14 protein-coding genes and 1 pseudogene are annotated in these 20,178 nt (G+C 70.2%); 4 read left to right on the top strand and 11 right to left on the bottom strand.

The window, feature by feature from the left end; translation table 11 throughout:
- Positions 1-278: 278 nt before the first annotated feature.
- The gene (locus ACFVW8_RS32085) at positions 279-2,549 is read left to right on the top strand and encodes an AbfB domain-containing protein (protein ID WP_389696235.1); all 2,271 of its coding nucleotides are present in this window, start codon (positions 279-281) and stop codon (positions 2,547-2,549) included.
- Positions 2,550-2,633: 84 nt separating this feature from the next.
- On the opposite strand, the gene ACFVW8_RS32080 is transcribed toward ACFVW8_RS32085, so the two are convergent.
- From ACFVW8_RS32080 to ACFVW8_RS32030, 11 genes and pseudogenes are all read right to left on the bottom strand, one after another.
- Complete coding sequence (locus tag ACFVW8_RS32080) at positions 2,634-3,146, bottom strand: GNAT family N-acetyltransferase (protein ID WP_389696231.1); 513 nt, start codon at positions 3,144-3,146, stop codon at positions 2,634-2,636.
- A gap of 101 nt (positions 3,147-3,247) precedes the next feature.
- Positions 3,248-6,523: a LamG-like jellyroll fold domain-containing protein gene (locus ACFVW8_RS32075; RefSeq protein ID WP_389696229.1), complete on the bottom strand. Its 3,276-nt coding sequence runs from the start codon at positions 6,521-6,523 to the stop codon at positions 3,248-3,250.
- A gap of 218 nt (positions 6,524-6,741) precedes the next feature.
- Positions 6,742-9,180: a GH92 family glycosyl hydrolase gene (locus ACFVW8_RS32070; protein WP_389696227.1), complete on the bottom strand. Its 2,439-nt coding sequence runs from the start codon at positions 9,178-9,180 to the stop codon at positions 6,742-6,744.
- Positions 9,181-9,416: 236 nt separating this feature from the next.
- Positions 9,417-10,514: an NADH:flavin oxidoreductase/NADH oxidase gene (locus tag ACFVW8_RS32065; RefSeq protein ID WP_389696225.1), complete on the bottom strand. Its 1,098-nt coding sequence runs from the start codon at positions 10,512-10,514 to the stop codon at positions 9,417-9,419.
- Between the two features lie 103 nt (positions 10,515-10,617).
- The gene (locus ACFVW8_RS32060; protein WP_389696224.1) at positions 10,618-10,890 is read right to left on the bottom strand and encodes a DUF1876 domain-containing protein; all 273 of its coding nucleotides are present in this window, start codon (positions 10,888-10,890) and stop codon (positions 10,618-10,620) included.
- Between the two features lie 83 nt (positions 10,891-10,973).
- Entirely contained in the window at positions 10,974-11,357 is a 384-nt protein-coding gene (locus ACFVW8_RS32055) for a hypothetical protein (protein WP_389696222.1), read from the bottom strand.
- 37 nt (positions 11,358-11,394) lie between these two features.
- Positions 11,395-11,547: pseudogene (locus ACFVW8_RS32050) on the bottom strand (hypothetical protein); the annotation flags it as partial.
- A 182-nt stretch (positions 11,548-11,729) separates the two neighbouring features.
- A complete protein-coding gene (locus ACFVW8_RS32045) occupies positions 11,730-14,144 on the bottom strand; it encodes a glycoside hydrolase family 3 N-terminal domain-containing protein (RefSeq protein WP_389696220.1) in 2,415 nt (804 codons plus the stop codon).
- Positions 14,145-14,196: 52 nt separating this feature from the next.
- Positions 14,197-15,090 (bottom strand): carbohydrate ABC transporter permease, encoded by an 894-nt coding sequence (locus ACFVW8_RS32040; protein ID WP_389696218.1) that lies wholly within the window; start codon positions 15,088-15,090, stop codon positions 14,197-14,199.
- A 4-nt stretch (positions 15,091-15,094) separates the two neighbouring features.
- Positions 15,095-16,024: a carbohydrate ABC transporter permease gene (locus ACFVW8_RS32035; RefSeq protein WP_389696216.1), complete on the bottom strand. Its 930-nt coding sequence runs from the start codon at positions 16,022-16,024 to the stop codon at positions 15,095-15,097.
- Positions 16,025-16,026: 2 nt separating this feature from the next.
- Positions 16,027-17,268 carry an extracellular solute-binding protein gene (locus ACFVW8_RS32030; RefSeq protein WP_389696233.1) on the bottom strand — a complete coding sequence of 414 codons (1,242 nt, stop codon included), beginning with the start codon at positions 17,266-17,268 and terminating at the stop codon, positions 16,027-16,029.
- A gap of 214 nt (positions 17,269-17,482) precedes the next feature.
- Here ACFVW8_RS32030 and ACFVW8_RS32025 point away from each other — a divergent pair, with 214 nt between their 5' ends.
- From ACFVW8_RS32025 to ACFVW8_RS32015, 3 genes are all read left to right on the top strand, one after another.
- Entirely contained in the window at positions 17,483-18,541 is a 1,059-nt protein-coding gene (locus ACFVW8_RS32025; RefSeq protein ID WP_389696214.1) for a LacI family DNA-binding transcriptional regulator, read from the top strand.
- Positions 18,542-18,661: 120 nt separating this feature from the next.
- Positions 18,662-19,750 carry a WD40/YVTN/BNR-like repeat-containing protein gene (locus ACFVW8_RS32020; RefSeq protein ID WP_389696212.1) on the top strand — a complete coding sequence of 363 codons (1,089 nt, stop codon included), beginning with the start codon at positions 18,662-18,664 and terminating at the stop codon, positions 19,748-19,750.
- Between the two features lie 34 nt (positions 19,751-19,784).
- Positions 19,785-20,178 (top strand): uracil-DNA glycosylase (locus ACFVW8_RS32015; protein ID WP_389696210.1); only part of this gene is annotated, 394 nt, incomplete at its 3' end.

Below are 20,178 nucleotides of genomic sequence, written 5' to 3'. Positions count from 1 at the left end.
AGGTCCTCGGCGTCGACAACATGTCCACCGCCGACAGCGCCCACGTCGTCCAGTTCGACGACAACGGCACCGACGACCACCTCTGGCAGCTCGTCTGACCCGCAGCGCTCCACGCACTCCCCGTACCGCTCCCCGCGCCGCCCGGCGCGGGGAGCTTCCTCCATGACGGAGCCGGACCGAACGAAAACGAAGGAGACGAACCGATGAGCCGTTTACGTGTTCCCGGGCACAGGCCCTGGTGGAGACGGGTGATCGCCGGCACCGGACTGCTTGCGCTGGTGTCCACCGCCCTGGTGGGGATCGGCGCGGCGCCGGCCGGCGCCGCGTCCTGGACGCCCAAGTCCCCTCCGATGACCACGCCCTGGACCGACCAGGTGTCGGTCGACGATCCGCTGCCGGAGTACCCGCGTCCGCAGCTCACCCGGCCCGACTGGGCCAGTCTCAACGGCATCTGGGACTTCGCGGTGACCGGCCGCGACGCCGGTCAGCCGTCCTCGTTCACCGATCGGATCCGGGTGCCGTTCGTCGCGGAGTCCGCGCTCTCCGGCATCCAGCGGAAGATCACCGAGAACGACAAGCTCTGGTACCAGCGCACCTTCACCGTACCGTCCGACTGGAACGGCCGCCGGGTCGAGCTGAACTTCGGCGCGTCCGACTGGCAGACCACGGTCTGGGTCAACGGCACCCGGGTCGGCGCCCACAAGGGCGGCTACGACTCGTTCGCGTACGACATCACACCGCAGCTCAACGGCGGTACGAACACGGTCATCGTCTCCGTCTACGACCCGACGCAGACCGGCGGGCAGGCCGTCGGCAAGCAGCGCATCAACGACGTGCAGCCGCATGACGGCGGGGGCATCTTCTACACTGCGGCCTCCGGCATCTGGCAGACCGTCTGGCTGGAACCTGTCGCCGCCGCGCACATCACCCGGCTGGACATGACCCCGAACCTGGGCGACAGCACCCTGCGGGTGAAGGTGCAGGGCGCGTCCGCGGCCGGCCGCACCGCCCGGGTCACCGTCTCCAGCGGCGGGAGCGTGGCCGGCACGGCCAGCGGGACCGTCGGCTCCGAAATCTCCGTACCGGTGCCCGGCCCGCATCTGTGGAGTCCGGAGGACCCGTTCCTGTACGACGTGAAGGCGGAGCTGCTCGACGGGGCGGCGGTCACCGACTCGGCCGGCAGCTATACGGGCATGCGGTCGATCTCCGTGGCGAAGGTCGACGGTGTGCAGCGTCCGGTCCTGAACGGAAAGTTCGTCTTCCAGACCGGCACCCTCGACCAGGGCTACTGGCCGGACGGCATCTACACGGCACCGACCGACGACGCACTGAAGTCGGACCTCCAGGCGCACAAGGACCTCGGGTTCAACATGGTCCGCAAGCACATCAAGGTCGAACCCCAGCGCTGGTTCTACTGGGCGGACAAGCTGGGTCTGCTGGTCTGGCAGGACATGCCGGCCATGGACACCGGCAAGAGCCCCGACACGGCGGCCCGCACCCAGTGGGAGGCCGAGTACCACGCGGTCATCGACCAGCACCGCAGCTCGCCCTCGCTGGTGATGTGGGTCGACCAGAACGAGGGCTGGGGCCAGTACGACCAGGCCAGGATCGCCGACGAGGTGAAGGCGTACGACCCGTCCCGGCTGGTGGACAACATGAGCGGCGTCAACTGCTGCGGCTCGGTCGACGGCGGCAACGGGGACGTGATCGACAACCACAACTACGTCGGCCCCGGCAACACCGCCCCCACGGCCACCCGGGCGGCCGTCCTGGGCGAGTTCGGCGGTCTCGGCTACAAGGTCCCCGGGCACGAGTGGTATCCGGGCGGCGGCTTCAGTTACGAGGACCAGCCGAGCCTCGACGCACTCAACAACCGGTTCACCGGGCTGATCGACAGTATCCGGGTCGGCCGGCTGCCCGCCGGTCTCTCCGCCTCCGTCTACACGGAGATCACCGATGTCGAGAACGAGGCGAACGGGCTGCTCACCTACGACCGCCAGGTGGTGAAGGTGGACGCGGCACGCGTGAAGGCCGCCAACCAGGCCCTCATCGACGCCTCCCGGAACCCCGCCCCGCCGGTCACGCTGCCCACCGGGCAGTACAAGTCGCTGCGGGTCACCACCCCGGGCCACACCGACAAGTACCTGCGCCACCAGGACGCGCTCGCCTTCACGGAGGTCGTCGGCGCGGGAAGCGACTCGGTACTCAAGAGCGACGCCACCTGGAAGATCGTCACCGGCCTCGGCAACAGCAACTGCTACTCGCTGGAATCCCGCAACTATCCCGGCGAATACCTCCGGCACCGGGACTTCCGGGTCCGGCGGGACGCCGATGACGGCTCGGCGCTGTTCAAGGCCGATGCCACCTGGTGCGCGGTCGCCGGAACCGGCGGGGTGCGGCTGTCGAGCGTCAATCTGCCGGGCAGCTATCTGCGCCACATCGACTCGGAGGTGTGGCTGGCAACTCCGGGCGGCACGCACGCCTGGGACAACCCTGCCACGTTCACCGAGGACACCACCTGGGCGGTGGAGGCGCCCTGGGCGCCCTGACCGCCTGATCCTCCACCGCGGCCACGGCCCGGATGCGACGCGAAGGCGTCACGTCCGGGCCGTCGGTCCGTCACGGCTGCCGCACTACCGCGGCCCGGCGGCCGGTGCGAGGTAGGTGTGCAGCAGGGCCGTGCGGCCATCGGCCGTCCGCCAGTCGCCGGGGCGGCTGCCCACACGACGCCAGCCGGCCCGCTCGTAGAGCGCGACGGCGGCCCCGCCGCCGTCCTCCACCTCCAGGACCAGCCGCAGCCCACGGGCCGCGGCGGCCTTCGCCGCAGCCGCGAGCAGTGCGCTCGCCACGCCGCGCCGGCGGGCCGAGGCAGTGGCGAACAGCCTCGCCACCGAGGCCAGTTCGTCCGTCGGCAGACCGGCGTCCGCCGCCATCGCGCGGTCGGTCCGGGTGAGTGCCACATGCCCGAGGACGTCCGTGCCGTCCAGGGCCACCCAGGCCTCCAGCAGATTGTCGGGGGTGAGCCAGCCCGCCGGGTCGGCCGGCCACCGCGCCGGGTAGCGGTCCGCCTCGTGCACGGTGGCCAGCGCCTCGACGCACGCCTTCATGTCGTCGTCGCGGCGGCGACGGATCTCGGGCTGTTCCATCCCCTGATCCTCACACGGCGCCGGGCGCTCGGGACTGCCGGGGCATGCCGCTGCCTGCCCTCGCACGGGAGCGAGGACAGGCAGCGGGTCAGACGGGATCGTTACGGCTGCTCGGTGTCGTGCAGTGCGCTCACCTCTTCCGCGGTCAGGGCCTTGTCGTACACCCTGACCTGGTCGACGGAGCCGTTCCAGAAGTCGCCCTTCTCGCCCGCGTACTGGGCACGGCCCACTGTAAACGGGCCGGTGCTGACGTCCGCGGGACCGGCCGTGGCCGTGCCCGCGAGGCTGCCGTCGACGTACAGCTTCAGCTCGTCGCCCTGGCGCACACCCACCAGGTGGTACCACGTGCCGGTCTCGGGCGTGATCTCCGCCCGGGCCCGCTTCCCGCCCGGGGTGCTGAAGGCGAACGCGCCCTGTCCGTACTGGAGGTAGAACGGGTTCTCCGTGCGCCGGCCGTCCTGGCTGACCACGGTCGCGTAGTTGCCGGGCAGCGCGTCGAGCGAGGCCCACGCCGACACCGTGTAGTCGCCGGTGGTGTCGACGACCGGGCCCGAGGTCTCGGCGTACTGTCCCTCACCGTTGAACTTCAGCGCCGAGCCCTGGACTCCGGGCGTCCAAGACGTGCCCTCGGAGAGGGTGAGCGGGAGGCGGTTGGGCCCCTGGTCGCTCGCCTTCTCGCCCTTGCCCTCGTCGAGATTCCAGGCGGCGCCGCCCTTCACCTCGTCGCGGTGGCCGGCGGCCGCACCGGCCGCGATGACCTGCCGGTTGATCTGGCGGACCTTCTCGGGGTCGACCTTGATCTCGCGCCGGTCATAGGTGTAGAGGCCGTTCAGCTCGTTCTCCAGGTCGCTGACCTGGGTGTACACCGAGCCGGACAGTTCGGCGCCGGCCGCGGCGAGGTAGTACGTCCGGGTGTTGTCGACGTACTTGGCCGTCAGGGCGTCCTTGTCCGCGACCCCGCTGTAGATCGCCGCGGGTGCGCCCGGCCACATGTGGCCGGCGGTACGGAGGGTGAACCCGCCGTGCTCGCCGTCCATCGCCGCCCGGTCGTCCGGGAAGGGCGCCTCGTTGTTGAGGTAGTCGTGGTGGTCGATGATGTCGCCCTTGCCCGAGTCACCCTTGGACGAGCAGCAATTGACCCCGCTGTGCGCGTTGACGACGCGGGAGGGGTCGGCGGCCTTGACGGACTCGGCGATCTTGCCGGTCTCGGTGCGGTCCCATTCGCCCCAGCCCTCGTTGAAGACGATCCAGCCGCCGATCGAGGGCGAGTTGTGCAGCTGTTCCATCATCTGCTTGCCCTGCGAGAGGAAGGCCTGCTGCCCCTTCTCGCCGGTGATGTCGGAGGAGACGAAGTCCTGCCAGACCAGCAGGCCGAGCTGGTCCGCGTGGTAGTACCAGCGCGCCGACTCCACCTTGATGTGCTTGCGCACCGCGTTGAAGCCGAGCTCCTTCTGCGCCTTCAGGTCGAAGGTGAGGGCGGCGTCGCTCGGCTGGGTGTAGAGACCGTCGGGCCAGAAGCCCTGGTCCAGCATGGCGAGGGAGTAGAACGGCTTCCCGTTGAGCACCAGCTTCTGGTAGCCGCCGACCTTCTGGATACCGAGGGAGCGCATGCCGAAGTAGCTGTCGACGGTGTCCTTGGAGCGGCCGTCGGTCAGGGTGACCTCGAGGTCGTAGAGATACGGGTCGTCCGGGGTCCAGAGGTGCTGCTTCTTGACCGGCAGGCTCAGCGCGTGGTTCGCCGCGCCGGTGACCGTGCCGACGACCTTGCCCTTCTTGTCCCGGGCGACCGCCTTGATCCGCGCACCGGCCGAGGCGTCGGCGGAGTTGACCTTCAGGGCCAGGCGGCCCTTGTCGATGTCGGGGGTGGTCGTCAGGGTGTCCACCGATGCCGGCGCGACCGGCTCCATCCACACCGTCTGCCAGATGCCGGAGGACGGCGTGTAGACGATGCCACCGGGGTTGCGGGACTGCTTGCCCTTCGGCTGGTCGTCGCCGGTGGTGTCGGTGACCGCGACGACGATCTCCTGGGGGCCGCTGCCCTTCACCGCGTCGGTGATGTCGGCGCTGAAGGAGGTGTAGCCGCCGGTGTGCTCGGCGACCTTCTTGCCGTTGACCCAGACGCCGGCCTGGTAGTCGACGGCGCCGAAGTTGAGCTTCAGCCGGTTTCCGGCCTTGCCGTTGTTCTTGCCCTTGCTCCCGACGAACCAGTTCTTCGGCACGGTGACGAGCTTGCGGTAGAACATGTGGTCTTCGTGGCGCTCGAGACCGGAGAGCTGGGACTCGACAGGGAACGGCACGGTGATGCGCTCACCGAGCTTCTTGCCGAACACGGGCTGCTCGCCCGCCGCGGCTCCGGCGAACTCCCAGGGCCCGTTGAGGTTCTTCCAGTCGTCGCGGACCTGCTGCGGCCGGGGGTACTCGGGCAGCGGGTGGTTGCGGTCGAGCTTGTCGCCCCAGGTGGTGGTGAGGCGGTGCGTGGACAGGTTCTTCGCCGTGCGGCTGATCTCGGGGACGTCCTTGCCGCCCACCCGGAGCCCGGCCTTGCCGTCGTACGCGACGCGGACCTGCTGGCCCTTCTGGACGGGCGCGGTCAGGGTGACGAGCAGGGCCTTGGCGTTGCCGGGGACACGGGCGACGGACTTCACCGGTATCGGCGAGGTGTCCGCCTCGATCCCGAGGTGGTCCTTCACCGCGGAGAAGTCGCTGACCTTGTCCTCGAACGTCGCCTGCAGACGCTGCCCGTCGGCCGGGACGCTCAGCCCCACCGGGTAGACCTCGAAGTCGGCCGGCGGCGTGAAGGCCGACTCGGGCACGATCTGCTTCGTGAGCTTCCCGCTGGACCAGCGCAGGAACATGTTGGCGCCGCCGGTGTCCTGGAACATCTCCAGCTTGAACTCGTGCGGCTCACCGGCCTTCAGCGCGAGGGGCTCACTGGTCTGCTCGTTGTCCCAGTCGGGCTCCCAGTGGTCGATGACCACCTTGCCGTCGATGGAGAGCCGGAAGCCGTTGTCGCCGCTCGCGGAGAAGGTGTAGTCACCGTCCTCGGGGGCTGTGATGCCGCCGGTCCAGCGGGCGGTGGTGTTCTCGGTCTGTCCGGTCGTGGACTCGAACGTGCCGGTGAGGCCCGGGAAGTTGATCTCCGGGTCGAGGGCGACCCCGCCGAGCTTGTCGAAGTCCCGCGCACCCGGCGCGGACATGCTGAAGTACTCGCCCTTCAGCCCGTGCACGTCGGTGGCCGGGTCGTCGGCCGCGAATGCGGAGGCCGCGGCGGCGGGCGCCGGGGCCGCAGCGGCGGCGGGGACCATGACGGCCCCGACGGGTATCAGCAGCGCGGCGGCGCAGGCCACCGTCCTGAACAGCGCGCGGGGGCGGGGCATTTGTCGTCTCAAGGCGTCGTCCTGTCGAGAGAGCTGAAGTGCCCCAGACCTGTGAGGCACAGCACACAATCGAACATTGAGCCACAGCACCAAACGTAAAACAACAGTCGTGCACAGCAAATTTTCAACGATAGAAAACTCGCGGCCCTCGGTCCGCGGCGCATGGCGCAAGGCCCCCGCGAGCGGTCGCGGGGGCCTTGCGGAGGATCACCTCACGACTATCGCGGCAGCCCCGAAGGATCCGTGGCCCAGGAGGTGTTGGCCTTCTCCGAGAGCCGGTAGGCGAGCGTGCCACCCCTCGACAGCAGGCTCGCGTCCGTCCACGAGCGGTCGCTCCGCCTGCCGTTGACCGTCACCCCGTCGATATACGCGTGCGTGGCGTCGGCGGCCGGAGCGGTGATGGTGATGTCCCTGCCGTGCGGGCGGTCGACCACCGCCTTCGGGAACAGCGGGGCACCCAGCAGCAGTGCGCCGCTGCCCGGGGACTGCGGGTAGAGACCCAGCGCGGAGAAGACGTACCAGGCGGACATGGTGCCCAGGTCGTCGTTGCCGGGCAGACCGCGCGGGCCCGTTCCGTAGACCGTGTTCAGGATCTCGCGGACGGTCGCCTGGGTCTTCCACGGCTGACCGAGCGCGTTGTAGAGCCAAGGAGCGTGAATGCCGGGCTCGTTGGTCGGGTCGTAGCGCACGGAGTCGCCGCCCTTCACCGACCATGAGCCGTCCGCCTTGTGGAAGAAGCCGTCGAGGCGCTGCGCCGCGACGTCCCGGCCGCCCATCGCCTCGGCCAGCCCCTGGACGTCCTGCGGCACCATCCAGGTGTACGTGGCGCTGGTGCCCTGCGCGAAGCCGAGGTCACTGCCCGGGCTGAACGGGGAGACCCAGGAGCCGTCGAGGTTGCGGGCCTGGATGTAGCCGTTCGTGCCCGCGCCGTCCGTCGCATCGGGGTTGAACACGTTGCGCCACCAGCCGCCGCGCTCCTTGAACGCCTTGGCCTCCTCGTCCCGGCCCAGCAGTTCCGCCCAGCGGCCGAGCGCGTCGTCGGCGACCGCGTCCTCCAGCGTCTCGGCGGCGCCGCCCCAGCAGTGGCAGACGTCCTGCGGCGCGTAGTGGGACTCCAGGTACTGGGCCAGGTTGGGCCGCTGGCCGGTGCACTGCCCCGGGCAGCCGGCGTCGGAGAGGCCGTCGTCGACGGGCACGGTCGCCTGCCGCGCCAGCGACTCGTAGGCACCCTTGTAGTCGAAGTTCCGTACACCCATGGCGTAGAACGTGGCGAGGGTGGCCGCCGTGGGGTCACCGGTCATGACATGGGTGGCGCCGTTGATGTGCACCCAGCGGTCCCACACGCCGCCGTTCTGCCGGGCGAAGTTGTACAGCGACTGGGCGAAGTCCCCCGCGATCTCCGGTTTGAGCAGGGCGAGCAGCTGTACCTGCGCCCGGTACTGGTCCCAGCCGGAGAAGTTGCTGTACTGCGCCCCCTGTCCACGCTCGATCCGGTGCGGTTTGCCGTCCATGCCCGGGTAGCGGCCGTCGGTGTCGCTGATGATGTTGGGCTGCATCAGGGAGTGGTAGAGCGCGGTGTAGAAGGTGGTGCGCTGCGCCTCGGTGCCGCCGCCCGTGCGGACGGAGCTCAGCTCCCGGTCCCACGTGCGGCTCGCGGCGGCGGCGACGTCGTCCACCCCGGCGTGCGGGGCGATCTCGGTGCGCAGGTTGGCCTCGGCGCCGGCCTGGCTGACGTAGGAGATGCCGATGCGCATGTGGACATCGTTGTCGGAGGCGGTGTCGAAGCCGACCCAGCCGCCCGATCCGCGGCCGGCCCGGTCCGCGCCGGTGGCGTAGCCCTCGCCGCCGCTTCCGGAGGTCGAGCCCGGGGCGAGCGTGCCGTCCTTCCAGGTGCCGGTGGTGGAGAAGGCGCGGTCGAAGGAGGCGGTGAAGTAGAGGCGGTAGTAGCTCTTGCGGTTGTTGGTACCGCCGTTGGCCCGCCGTCCGCAGAACGCGCCGGTGAGGACCGACCCGGTGATCTTGCGGTGCACGGGGTCGATCTCGACCTGTGCGTCCTCGCTGCCGTTGAGCGAGTTCGAGGCCCGGAAGAGGAGATTGGCGGGTTTCCCGGCCGGGAACGAGAAGTCGGCCACTCCGGCGCGGCGGCTCACGGCGAGGTCGGCCTTGGCGCCGGAGTCCAGGCCGACGGTGTAGCGGCCCGGGACGGCACGCTCGTCGTCGTGCGAGAAGTTCGCGGCGTAGACGGCGTCCTTGGTGTCGGCCGAAGGCGACGAGGTGACGTCCCCGACGAACGGCATGATCGGGATATCACCGGCCGCGCCGGGGTCGCACCCGGCGCCGTTGACGTGGGTGAGGCTCAGCCCGCGCAGCCGGGTGGTGTCGTACTGGTACCCGTTCGCGGCGCCGGTGCTCGTCTGGTCACCCTTGGTGCTGGTGGGCGACCAGGCGATCATGCCGTTGGGGAGCGTGGCGCCGGGAAAGGTGTTACCGCCGTTCGCGCTGCCGATGAGCGGGTCGACGTAGGCGGTGGGACGGATGGCGGGGGCTGCGGCTTCGGCTGCCGGGGGCAGCACTGCGGCGGCGAGCGCGCCGGTGACGAGCACGGCGGCTGTACGCGCGGCGAGGCGCCGGGCCGCGGGCATCGGTCTGGTGGGCATGTCGCGGTACCTTCCAGGGAGTTCGGACAACGTTGTCTTCGCCCGGGGTCCGGCCGTGAACAGCGTTGATCGATTCGCGGCCGAGCGTAGATCCCTGCGGCGCCGGAGGGAATGCCTCGGCGCTCATCCCTGGTGAATCCGCAGTGAACGGATACCACTGCCGCGACACGCGTCCGCCCTCCTCGCACACCCCGGGCAGCCGGGACGCGCGAGGAGGGCGGACATGTGCGGGTGCGTCAGATCGCGTAGCCGTACTGCTCGGGGGCGCTCACCGCGGCGCTCAGCTCGCGGGCCGCGTACCGGGCCCACGAGGGGCTGCGGAGCAGTTCGCGCCCGAGGAGGACGGCGTCCGCGCGGCCCTCGGTGAGGATCTTCTCGGCCTGCTGCGGGTCGGTGATCAGGCCGACGGCCGCGACGGGCAGACCCGTCTCCCGCTTCACCCGCTCGGCGAAGGGGACCTGGTAGCCGGGTCCGGTCGTGATGCGGGCGCGCGGAGCGTTGCCGCCGGTGGAGACGTCGAGCAGGTCGACTCCGTGGGCCCGGAGCTCACCTGCCAGCCGTACGGTCTCGTCGGCGGTCCAGCCCTCGCGCTCGTCCTCGGCGTTCTCGGTGAGCCAGTCCGTCGCGGAGATACGGAAGAGGACGGGGAGGTCCTCGGGCCACATCTCGCGTACGGCGTCGACGACCTGGAGGGCGAAGCGGACGCGGTTCTCGTAGCTGCCGCCGTACTCGTCGGTGCGCCGGTTGCTGTGCGGCGAGAGGAACTGCCCGATGAGGTAGCCGTGCGCGCCGTGCACCTCGGCGACCTCGAAGCCCGCTTCGACGGCGCGGCGCGCGGCCTCGCGGAAGTCGGCGACGACGCCCTGGATCTCGTCGGCGGTCAGCTCGTGCGGCACGGCGTAGCCGGTGTCGAACGGCAGCGGGCTCGGCGCGACGGGCGTCCAGCCGTGCGCGTCGGGGCCGACGGGTCCGCCGCCGGTCCAGGGCGCCGCGGTCGATGCCTTGCGGCCGGCGTGGGCGAGCTGGATACCGACCGCCGAGCCCTGCGCCTTGACGAAGTCCGTGATCCGGCGGAACGCCGCGGCCTGGGCGTCGTTCCAGATGCCGAGGTCGGCCGGGCTGATGCGGCCCTCGGGGCTGACGGCTGTCGCCTCGGTGAGGATGAGTCCGGTGCCGCCGGTGGCGCGGGCCGCGAGATGGGCGAAGTGCCAGTCGGTGGGCACACCTGCTTCGGGGCCCTCCGGTTCGGCGCTGTACTGGCACATGGGTGCCATCCACACCCGGTTGGGCACGACAAGCGACCTCAGGGTGAAGGGCTCGAAAAGGGCGCTCACGACGGACTCCGTTTCGCCGGGTACGGAAGGATGGCTAGTACGATACATCCCGTACTACGACGTCCGTCAAATTACGATGCCTCTCGTACGAAGCTTCCGGGCCTCAGCTGAGCGGGTACGACGTGCGGCCGGACTCCTCGTCGATCTCGTCGTGCGCCTTGGTCAGCAGCTTCATCGCCAGCTCGTTGAGCGCACGGGCGCCGGCGATCTCCTCGCCCACCCGGGGCTGCTCGGAGTCGGCGGGGTGCCTGCTGGCATAGCCGTGGGCCCGCACCTCGCTCCCGTCGGAGAGCCGTACCAGAGCGGCGGCGCGGGTGCGGTGGGTGTCCTCGTCGAATTCCAGCTCGATGTGCCAGCCGACAGCGGTCTGCGTCATGGGTGCTCACCTCCGGAGCCTCTCTCCTCCAGGGTGCGCCCCGTCCCCCGGCGGTGCGCGACGGGAGGGAGGGACCGGCAGGCCTATCGCCCGCGGCGGCGCAGGGTGATGCGGGCATCGGCGTCGTACAGCTGGGTCCAGCTGCGTCCGGCACCCGACTTCCAGGTGATGTGGACAGTGGCTCCCTCGGCCCTGACCCCGTCCACCGTCATCGCACGCTCGCCGTCGCGTACGTCCCCGCGGCGCAGCTCGTCCGCCCTGACCGTGACCGGGTCCGCCGTACGCACACTGTCGGCCTCGTCGGCGGCAAGGCCGAGAGCGTGCGCCAGTTCCCGGGCCCGCTCAGGGGTGCAGGTCAGTGAGAGCTCTCCCGACGGTGTGCCGAGCCTGACCTCGACACCCGCGCCGACCGGGGTCACCTCCACGTATCCGGCCGGTGCACCGCTGCCATCGTTCGTGGTCCTCATTCGCGCCGCTCTCCCCTTGCCCCGACTCCCCCGGCCCTCAGCGCAGCCGGAGGCTCTCCGGCGGGCCCAGATGGCTGGGCTTGAGGCCGCCGGTGTCGACCACCAGGTTCTGGAGCACCACCGTCGGGTCGACCATCCAGAATTTGAGCACACGCAGGCCGGTGGCGGCGATGTGGTGCACCGTACTGGTGCTGTTGAAGGACTGGTGCTGTTGAAGGCCGGGGCGGTGTGCGTGCGGCGCGGGTGTTTCGAAAGTTTCGGGCACCTCTCCGCACATCGGGCGGGGAGCACGCGCGCGGAGGTGCACGAGGCCGGCGGGGCCGGGCGGTGCGGTGCGGGCCGCACGGCCGCCGCCCGGTGGCAGGAGGACGGTCAGCCTCTGGCGGGGGCAGCCGCCTTCTCGGATTCGACGGAGGTGTCGCAGACGAGCCGGCGACGGTGATCGAGCGTGCGCTCGGGTCCCGTGAGCCGCAGCCGGACCGTGTGCCGGACGTCGGAGGCGGCGCTGGAGGCCGCGAGGCGCAGCTCCAGCGCACCGGGTTCGACGACCCGCCGGCCGCTGACGCCGGTGAAGGACACCAGGTCGGTATGGACCCGGAAGCGCACGCGCGCCTCCTGCCCGGCGTCGAGCGGCACCCGCGCGTAGCCGATGAGCCGGGCGTCGGGACGTGTGGTCTGGGCGACCGGGTCGTGCACGTAGAGCTGCACGACCTCCGTGCCCGCCCGGTCACCGGTGTTGCGGACCGTCAGCTCGATGTCGGCCGAGCCGTCCGTGGGGATCTCCTGCGGCGCCGGGGCACCCGGCTCCCAGGCGAAGGAGGTGTACGAGAGGCCGTGGCCGAAGGGATACAGCGGCGTCGGGTCCAGATTGCTGACCCCGTTGGCGAGCCCCAACGGCGGTTGCAGATACGTCCACGGCTGGCCGCCGGGGTGCCGCGGGACACTGACCGGAAGCCGCCCGGAGGGATTGACCCGGCCGGAGAGCACCGCGGCGATGGCCGGACCGCCCTCCTCCCCGGGAAAGAACGCCTGCACCACGGCAGCCGCCCGGTCCGACCAGCGGCCCAGCGCGTACGGGCGGCCCGTCAGCAGCACCAGGACCACCGGTGTTCCGCTGTCCAGCAGCGCGTCGAGCAGTTCACCCTGTACGCCGGGGAGCGCGAGGTCGTCGGCGTCGCAGCCCTCTCCGGAGGTACCGCGCCCGAACAGTCCGGCACGGTCACCGAGCACGGCGATGCAGACGTCCGCGTCCCGGGCGAGCCCGGCGGCGGCGGCGATGCCAGTGGTGTCCGCACCGTCCACCTCGCATCCCGGTGCACTGTCGAAGGCGGCGTCGGGGAACTCGGCGCGCAGCCCGTCGAGCAGGGTCGGGATGTCGATCCCCGTCGCCACCTCGGGGTGCTGGACCCCGACATGGCTGGGGAAGGAGTAGCAGCCGAGCATGGCCAGCGCGTCGTCGGCGCGCGGCCCGACGACCGCGATCCGTCCCGTGCCGCTCAGCGGCAGGGTGTCGCCGGTGTTGGCGAGCAGGATCACGGCCTGCTCGGCGAGCTGCCGGGCGAGCGCCCGGTTCTCCGGCGGGTCCAGGTCGATCATGTCGCGGACCTGCTCGGGGCCGGCGCCTCGCAGTTGTTCGGGCAGCGGGGTCCAGTCGGGGTCGAGCAGCCCGAGTTCGCACTTCTGCAGGAGTACGCGGGAGAGCGCGCGGTCGACGAGCTCCTCGGCCACGCTGCCGTTGAGCACGGCGGAGACGAGCTCGTCCCCGTAGCTGCGGACGGTGGGCAGCTCCACGTCGACACCGGCCCGCAGCGCGAGACGGGCGGCGTCGGCTCTGTCCTCGGCGACCTTGTGCAGCGTCTCCAGGAAGCCGATGGCGAAGTAGTCGGCCACGACGGTCCCGTCGAAGCCCCAGGTGTCACGGAGCAGTCCGGTCAGCAGGGCCGGGTCGGCCGCCGACGGCACCCCGTCGATCTCCGTGTAGGACTGCATGACAGACCGGGCGCCGCCCTCGATCAGCGCCATCTCGAACGGCGGCAGGATGACGTCGGCCAGCTCGCGGGCCCCGGACCTCACCGGCGAGAGGTTGCGGGCGCCGGCCGAGGCCGCGTATCCGGCGAAGTGCTTGAGGGTGGCGACGATCCCGGCGGACTCCAGGCCGCGCACATAGGCGGTGCCGATGGTGGCGACGAGGTAGGGGTCCTCGCCCATGGTCTCCTCGACGCGGCCCCAGCGCAGGTCCCGCACCACGTCCAGGACGGGCGCCAGTCCCTGGTGGATCCCCACGGACCGCATGTCGCTGCCGATCCGGCAGGCCATCTCGGCGACCAGGTCCGGGTTCCACGCCGCGCCCCAGGAGAGCGGCACCGGGTAGGCGGTGGCGCCCCAGGCGGTGAAGCCGGCCAGGCACTCCTCGTGGGCGAGCGCCGGAATTCCGAACCGCCCGGCTGCCGCGATGGTCTCCTGGGCACGGGCCAGGGAGACCGCGCCCACGGCGGGGTCGACCGGTGCGGTGCCGAAGGGCCGGGTCAGCTGGCCGAGACCGCGGGGGATCAGCCCCTCCCAGTCGACCGGGTCGGTCATGTCGTTCTGGTGCGGGGCGACCCCGTCCCCGTCGGCGTCGGCGCCCACCCAGATTCCGTACAGCTGGGCGGTCTTCTCCTGAAGGGTCATCCGGGAGACGAGGTCGGCCACGCGCTCCTTCGGAGGGAGCGCGGGGTCTTGCCAGGGGCCGTCGACGGCGGTGGCCGCTTCGGTCCTGCGGTCGTGCGGGGCAAGGGGGTTCGCCATGGCGGCAGGGGTTCCTCTCAAGAGTGCGGTGGTACGCGGCGGCGTGGAGGCGCTACTTGCCGCCCACCCCCATCAGTCCGTTGACCAGTGCCTTCCGTGCCACGAGGTACACGGCGAAGATCGGCACGACGGAGAGCACGATCGCGGCCAGGACGGCCGGAATGTTCATCCCGAACTGGGACATGAAGTTGAAGAGACCGAGGGTCAGCACGCGCTTCTCCTCCGACTGGGTGAAGATCAGCGGGAAGAGGAAGCCGTTCCACGCCTGCAGGGCGGTATAGATCGCCACCGTGCTGATGCCGCCCTTGGACATCGGGATCGCCAGTTGCCACAGCATCCGCAGGGGCGTCGCGCCGTCGAGGGACATCGCCTCGTACATCTCCTCGGAGACGTCACGCATGGTGCCGCTGAGGATCAGTACGGCCACCGGCATCGCGAACGCCGCGGTCGGCAGGATGATCGCCGGCAGGGTGTCGTACAGATTCATCTTGCTGATGAGCAGGTACAGCGGCACGATCACGGCCTGCGCGGGGATCGCCACCCCGAGCAGGAAGGTCCGGAAGGCGAGCGAGGAGAGCCGGCTGCGGGCACGCACCGCGACATAGGCGACGGGCACCGAGAGCGCCAGCACGATGACCACGGTGACCACGGCGACGATGGCCGTGTTGGTGAGCATCGTGGAGAAGCCGCTGTCCAGCACGGTGCTGTAGTTGTCGAGTGTCGGGTTGGTCGGGAAGGCCAGCGGATCACCGTTGAGCGCCTCGTCCTGATGCATGAGGGAGGAGGAGATCAGCGTGTAGAGCGGGACGATCACGATCACGAGCCAGACCAGCGAGCCCAGACCGGCCAGCGGGTTGCCCCACTTCCTGCGGCGCCGGGCGGTGGCCGGCCGACTCCGGGTCACGGGCGATGCGGGGCCCGTTACGGGGCGGGTGTCGACTGACATCGCTTCACATACCTTCCCGGGTGGACCGCATGTTCCCGAAGCCGCTGAAGCGGACCAGGATCAGCGACAGGGCGGTGGCCACCACGACCAGGGCCGTTGCGATCGCCGCGGCATAGCCGAGGTCGTAGGTCTGGAAACCGGTCCGGTACATCAGGTACGGCAGCACGGTGGTGTCCGTGCCGGGGCCTCCCCTGGTCATGATCAGTACGGTGTCGAAATAGGTCAGCGAGCCGACGATCATCAGGATCGAGGAGGTCGTGATGGTGTGGCGCAGCTGCGGCAGGGTGATGTGGAAGAACTGTCGGAACATGCCGGCGCCGTCGATCTCCGCCGCCTGGTACAGGACCTTCGGGATCTGCCGGGTGCCGCCCTGGTAGATCAGGGTGTGGAACGGCATGAACTGCCAGCCCCCGACGAACACCACGGTCAGCAGGGCCCCGGTCGACGATCCCATGACGTTCGGATCGATGCCGAACCACGGCCCGATCTTGTTGATCACGCCGAAGTTGGGGTCGAGCAGCGCGTGGAAGAGCATCGCGATGGCCGTGGTGGAGAGCAGCAGCGGAATGAAGAACACCGCCGAGAGCACGGCCCGGCTGCGCTCCTTGCCCGCCGCCCAGACCCCGAGCAGCAGCGCCACGGGGGTCTGGAACGCCCAGCTGATCGTGGTGAGCAGCAGGCTCAGCCAGGCGGCCTGGCGGAACTCCGGATCCTTGAACAGCCGGGTCCAGTTGTCCATGCCGACGGCCGTCGGGGAGTTCAGCCCGTCCCAGTGGCAGAAGGAGAGGTAGACGGCGATCGCCAGTGGGACGATGGCGAAGAGGGCGAAGAAGACGATGCCGGGCAGGGCCCAGGCGACCGAGGGGCGGCCGACGTTGCCGACGGCCGCCGCCCCTCCTCCGCGCGGCCTTTTGTACGAAGAGAGGTGGGACATCGTTACTTGACGGCCTTCATCGCGTCGACGAACTGCTCGGGCGTGGACTTGCCGGCGAACAGCTTGCTGATCTCGGTCAGCAGCGGGGTGGCGATCCGGGTCTCCAGCGCCTGGTCCCACGAGAGGGTGAAGCTCGGCGCCTTCTGGACCATGTTGTACTGGTCGGTCGCGTACTTCGGGTTGGGCGATCCGGGCAGCATGGAGGCGGCGTTCGACGTGGTCGGAACGTCACCGTTGTCGACCAGGGCCTGGGCGTAGGACTTGGCGGCCATCTTCTTCAGGAAGGCGATGGCCGCGTCCTTGTGCTTGGTCCGGGAGTTGACCGACCAGTAGTTGGTGGGGTTGCCCACCAAGTCCGCCGGGTCACCGACGCCCCCGGCCACGGTCGGGAAGTTGGCCCAGCCGAGGTCCTCCTTGGCGAACTTCGGTGCCTTGCCGAGCTGGGTCGAGTACTCCCACGACCCCATCAGGTGCATGGCCGCCTTGCCCTTGCTGAGCAGGGCGGGGGCGCCGCCGCTCGCGTAGTCGACGGAGTTGAAGTTCTTGCCGAAGGCTCCGCCGTCGACCAGTTCCTTGACGGTCTGTGCGGACTTGAGGACCGCGGGGTCGCCCCAGCCCGAGGAGTCCCCGTTCTGGATCTTCTTGAAGACCTCGGGGCCGCCGATCCGGTCGAGCAGGTACTCCACCCACATCAGCTCGGGCCACTTCTCCTGCCCACCGAGTGCGAAGGGGGTGATGCCCTTCGCCTTGAACGTGGTGATGACGTGCTGGAGCTCCTCCCAGGTCTTGGGCGCCTCCAGCTTGTTCGCGGCGAACAGCTTCTTGTTGTAGAAGAGCATCACGGGCTGCATGCCGCGCATCGGCACCCCGTAGATCTTTCCGTCGAGGCTGCCGGCCTCGACGACGGACGGGAGGAAGGCGTCCTTGAGGGGGGCGTCGTTCTTGACGGTCGAGGTCAGATCGACCACCTGGCCGGCGTCGACGTACGACTTGATGGAGCCGCTGCCCCAGTTGTAGAAGATGTCCGGGGCGCTGGGCGAACCCATGGCGCTGTGCAGCTTGTTGACGTAGTCCGTGCCGGGTACGGGGATCAGCTTGACCTTGACCTTCGAGGTCTTGTTGAACTCCTTGACCGCGGCCTCCTGGATCTTGACGGCGTCGTCGCCGTAGACGTACGCCGTGATGGTGCCACCACCCCCGCCGCCGTCCGATCCGCAGCCGGTCAGCACGCCTGCCATGACCATGGCGGCACCCACCGCGGTCCATCTGGCCACACGCGTCTTCCGAGTGAAAATTCCCGACCCCATGACCGCACCTCTGTCGAATGTTTCGGCCGTGCTCACGAATGTTGCCGGAACGGTACGGTCGCGTTTCGAGCCCGTCAAGAGGTGCAGAGCGGAGAGTTCTCCCCCGGAGGGCCAGCCCTCCCTCTCCGCACCGGGCGGCTACGATCCCTTTATGAGCCCCGCAAACGTCCAGTCACATCAGCAGAATCCGTCGGCCGGCGGACCGTCGGAAGGCGCCGCCACGCTGGCGGAAATCGCCCGAGCAGCCGGAGTATCGGCTCCGACAGTTTCGAAAGTGCTGAACGGGCGTGCCGATGTCGCCCCGGGCACGCGCACCAAGGTGGAGGAGCTGCTGCTGGTGCACGGCTACCGCCGCAGACGCGGCTCCACGACCCAGTCCCAGCTGATCGACCTGGTCTTCCACGAGCTGGACAGCGCGTGGGCCATGGAGGTCGTGCGCGGGGTCGAGAACGTCGCCAGGGATGAGGGGCTGAGCCTGGTCCTCTCGGAGAGCGCCGGCCGGCTCACCCCCGGCCAGACCTGGGTGGACGGAGTCCTGGCGCGGCGGCCGGTCGGGGTGATCCTGGTGCTCTCGGACCTCACCGCCGCCCAGCGCGCCCAGCTGACCAGCCGGAGCATCCCCTACGCGGTGGTCGACCCGGCGGGTGATCCCGGCGACGACGTCCCCTCGGTCGGGACGACGAACTGGCAGGGCGGCCTGGCGGCCACTCGCCATCTCACCGCGCTCGGACACCGGCGGATCGGGGTCATCAGCGGACCGTCCCGGATGATGTGCAGCCGGGCCCGGGTGGACGGCTACCGCGCCGCCCTGGAGACCGCGGGCCTGCCGATCGATCCCGCCCTGGTCCGCGAGGGCGAGTTCCAGCACGAGGCGGGATACACCGCGGGCCTGGAACTGCTGCGGCAGACGGACCGGCCGACCGCGATCTTCGCCGGCAACGACCTGCAGGCGCTCGGCGTGTACGAGGCGGCGCGGGAGCTGGGTCTGCGCATCCCCGAGGACCTCAGCGTCGTCGGCTTCGACGACCTGCCGCTCACCCGGTGGATCGGGCCCCCGCTCACCACGGTGCGTCAGCCGCTCATAGAGATGGCCGAGACCGCGGCCCGTCTGGTGCTCGACCTGGGACGGGGCCGGCAGCCGGCGACGACCCGGGTCGACCTGGCCACCAATCTGGTGGTGCGCAGCAGCACCGCCGCACCCGGGCGCTGACACCGACCGTCGCGGGCTGCGGAAGCGGCAGTGTGTCCCGGACCGTCCTGCGCGCCACTGTCAGTGGCCGGGTGCAAACTGGCCGGTATCCGGTACAACGGCGTTTCGGGAGGTTCGGTCATGACCGAGGTTCTGCTCACCGTGGGCACCCGCAAAGGGCTCTTCATCGGCCGCAGGCACGACGGCGCGTGGGAGTTCGACGGCCCGCACTTCAATGCGCAGGCGATCTACTCGGTCGCCATCGACACCCGAAGGAGTACCCCCCGGCTGCTGGTCGGCGGGGACAGCGCCCACTGGGGCCCCTCCGTCTTCCACTCCGACGACCTGGGCGCGACCTGGGTCGAGCCGAGAGAGCCGGCGGTGAAGTTCCCTGAGTTCACCGGGACGTCGTTGGAGCGGGTCTGGCAGCTGCACCCGGCAGGCCCCGAGGCCCCCGACGTCGTGTACGCGGGCACCGAGCCGGCCGCGCTGTTCCGCTCGCGGGACAGCGGTGAGTCCTTCGAGCTGGTCCGGCCGCTCTGGGAGCATCCGACGCGCTCGAAATGGGTACCCGGCGGAGGCGGCGAGGGCCTGCACACGGTCCTCACCGACGAGCGGGACGCGCAGGCCGTGACGGTCGCGGTCTCCACCGCCGGGGTGTTCAGGACCGCGGACGGCGGCGAGAGCTGGGCCCCGGCCAACAGGGGGGTGTCGGCCGTCTTCCTTCCCGACCCGGATCCCGAGTTCGGCCAGTGCGTCCACAAGGTCAGCCGGGACGCGGTCGATCCCGACCGGCTCTACCTCCAGAACCACTGGGGTGTGTTCCGCAGCGACGACGCCGGGAGCAACTGGACCGACATCGGCCAGGGGCTCCCCTCCGACTTCGGCTTCGCCGTGGCCGCGCATCCGCACCGGGCGGACACCGCGTACATCTTCCCGATCAACGCCGACGCCGACCGGGTGCCGGCCGGACACCGCTGCCGCGTCTTCCGGACCCGCGACGCGGGCGACAGCTGGGAGCCCCTGTCGGCGGGACTCCCGGAGGACGCCCACTACGGCACGGTCCTGCGCGACGCGCTCTGTACGGACGACGCCGATCCGGCGGGCGTCTACTTCGGCAACCGCAACGGCCAGGTGTACGCCAGCGCCGACGACGGCGACACCTGGCAGCAGCTCGCCTCGCACCTGCCGGATGTCCTGTGCGTCCGGGCAGCTGCCATCGGCGGTTGATCCATACCGTCGTATCAGCAGTAGAGTGCCGCCCGTGGCAGCACGACCTCTGAAAGAAATTATCGAGCCCGGCTGGGCGCAGGCCCTGGAGCCTGTGGCCGAACGCATCGCGGCGATGGGCGACTTCCTGCGCGCCGAGATCGCCGCGGGACGCACCTATCTGCCCTCGGGGCCGAACGTCCTGCGGGCGTTCCAGCAACCGTTCGACCAGGTGCGGGTCCTGATCGTAGGTCAGGACCCGTACCCGACACCGGGCCACGCGGTGGGACTGAGCTTCTCCGTCGCCCCCGACGTCCATCCGGTGCCGGGGAGCCTGGAGAACATCTTCCGGGAACTGCACTCGGACCTGGGGCTTCCACGCCCCTCCAACGGTGATCTCACGCCGTGGGCCGAGCAGGGCGTCCTGCTGCTCAACAGGGCACTGACCA

The organism is Streptomyces sp. NPDC058221, from assembly GCF_042882365.1.
GTDB lineage: Bacteria > Actinomycetota > Actinomycetes > Streptomycetales > Streptomycetaceae > Streptomyces.
The sequence above is the reverse complement of the archived record's forward strand: the minus strand, read 5'-3'. Positions and strand labels throughout refer to the sequence as shown.

Bases quoted from the DNA above. Each gene is read 5' to 3' on its own strand.
- ACFVW8_RS32080 (WP_389696231.1), bottom strand. From the start codon at position 3,146: ATGGAACAGCCCGAGATCCGTCGCCGCCGCGACGACGACATGAAGGCG.
- ACFVW8_RS32075 (WP_389696229.1), bottom strand. From the start codon at position 6,523: ATGCCCCGCCCCCGCGCGCTGTTCAGGACGGTGGCCTGCGCCGCCGCG.
- ACFVW8_RS32070 (WP_389696227.1), bottom strand. From the start codon at position 9,180: ATGCCCACCAGACCGATGCCCGCGGCCCGGCGCCTCGCCGCGCGTACA.
- ACFVW8_RS32060 (WP_389696224.1), bottom strand. From the start codon at position 10,890: ATGACGCAGACCGCTGTCGGCTGGCACATCGAGCTGGAATTCGACGAG.
- ACFVW8_RS32055 (WP_389696222.1), bottom strand. From the start codon at position 11,357: ATGAGGACCACGAACGATGGCAGCGGTGCACCGGCCGGATACGTGGAG.
- ACFVW8_RS32045 (WP_389696220.1), bottom strand. From the start codon at position 14,144: ATGGCGAACCCCCTTGCCCCGCACGACCGCAGGACCGAAGCGGCCACC.
- ACFVW8_RS32040 (WP_389696218.1), bottom strand. From the start codon at position 15,090: ATGTCAGTCGACACCCGCCCCGTAACGGGCCCCGCATCGCCCGTGACC.
- ACFVW8_RS32035 (WP_389696216.1), bottom strand. From the start codon at position 16,024: ATGTCCCACCTCTCTTCGTACAAAAGGCCGCGCGGAGGAGGGGCGGCG.
- ACFVW8_RS32030 (WP_389696233.1), bottom strand. From the start codon at position 17,268: ATGGTCATGGCAGGCGTGCTGACCGGCTGCGGATCGGACGGCGGCGGG.
- ACFVW8_RS32025 (WP_389696214.1), top strand. From the start codon at position 17,483: ATGAGCCCCGCAAACGTCCAGTCACATCAGCAGAATCCGTCGGCCGGC.
- ACFVW8_RS32020 (WP_389696212.1), top strand. From the start codon at position 18,662: ATGACCGAGGTTCTGCTCACCGTGGGCACCCGCAAAGGGCTCTTCATC.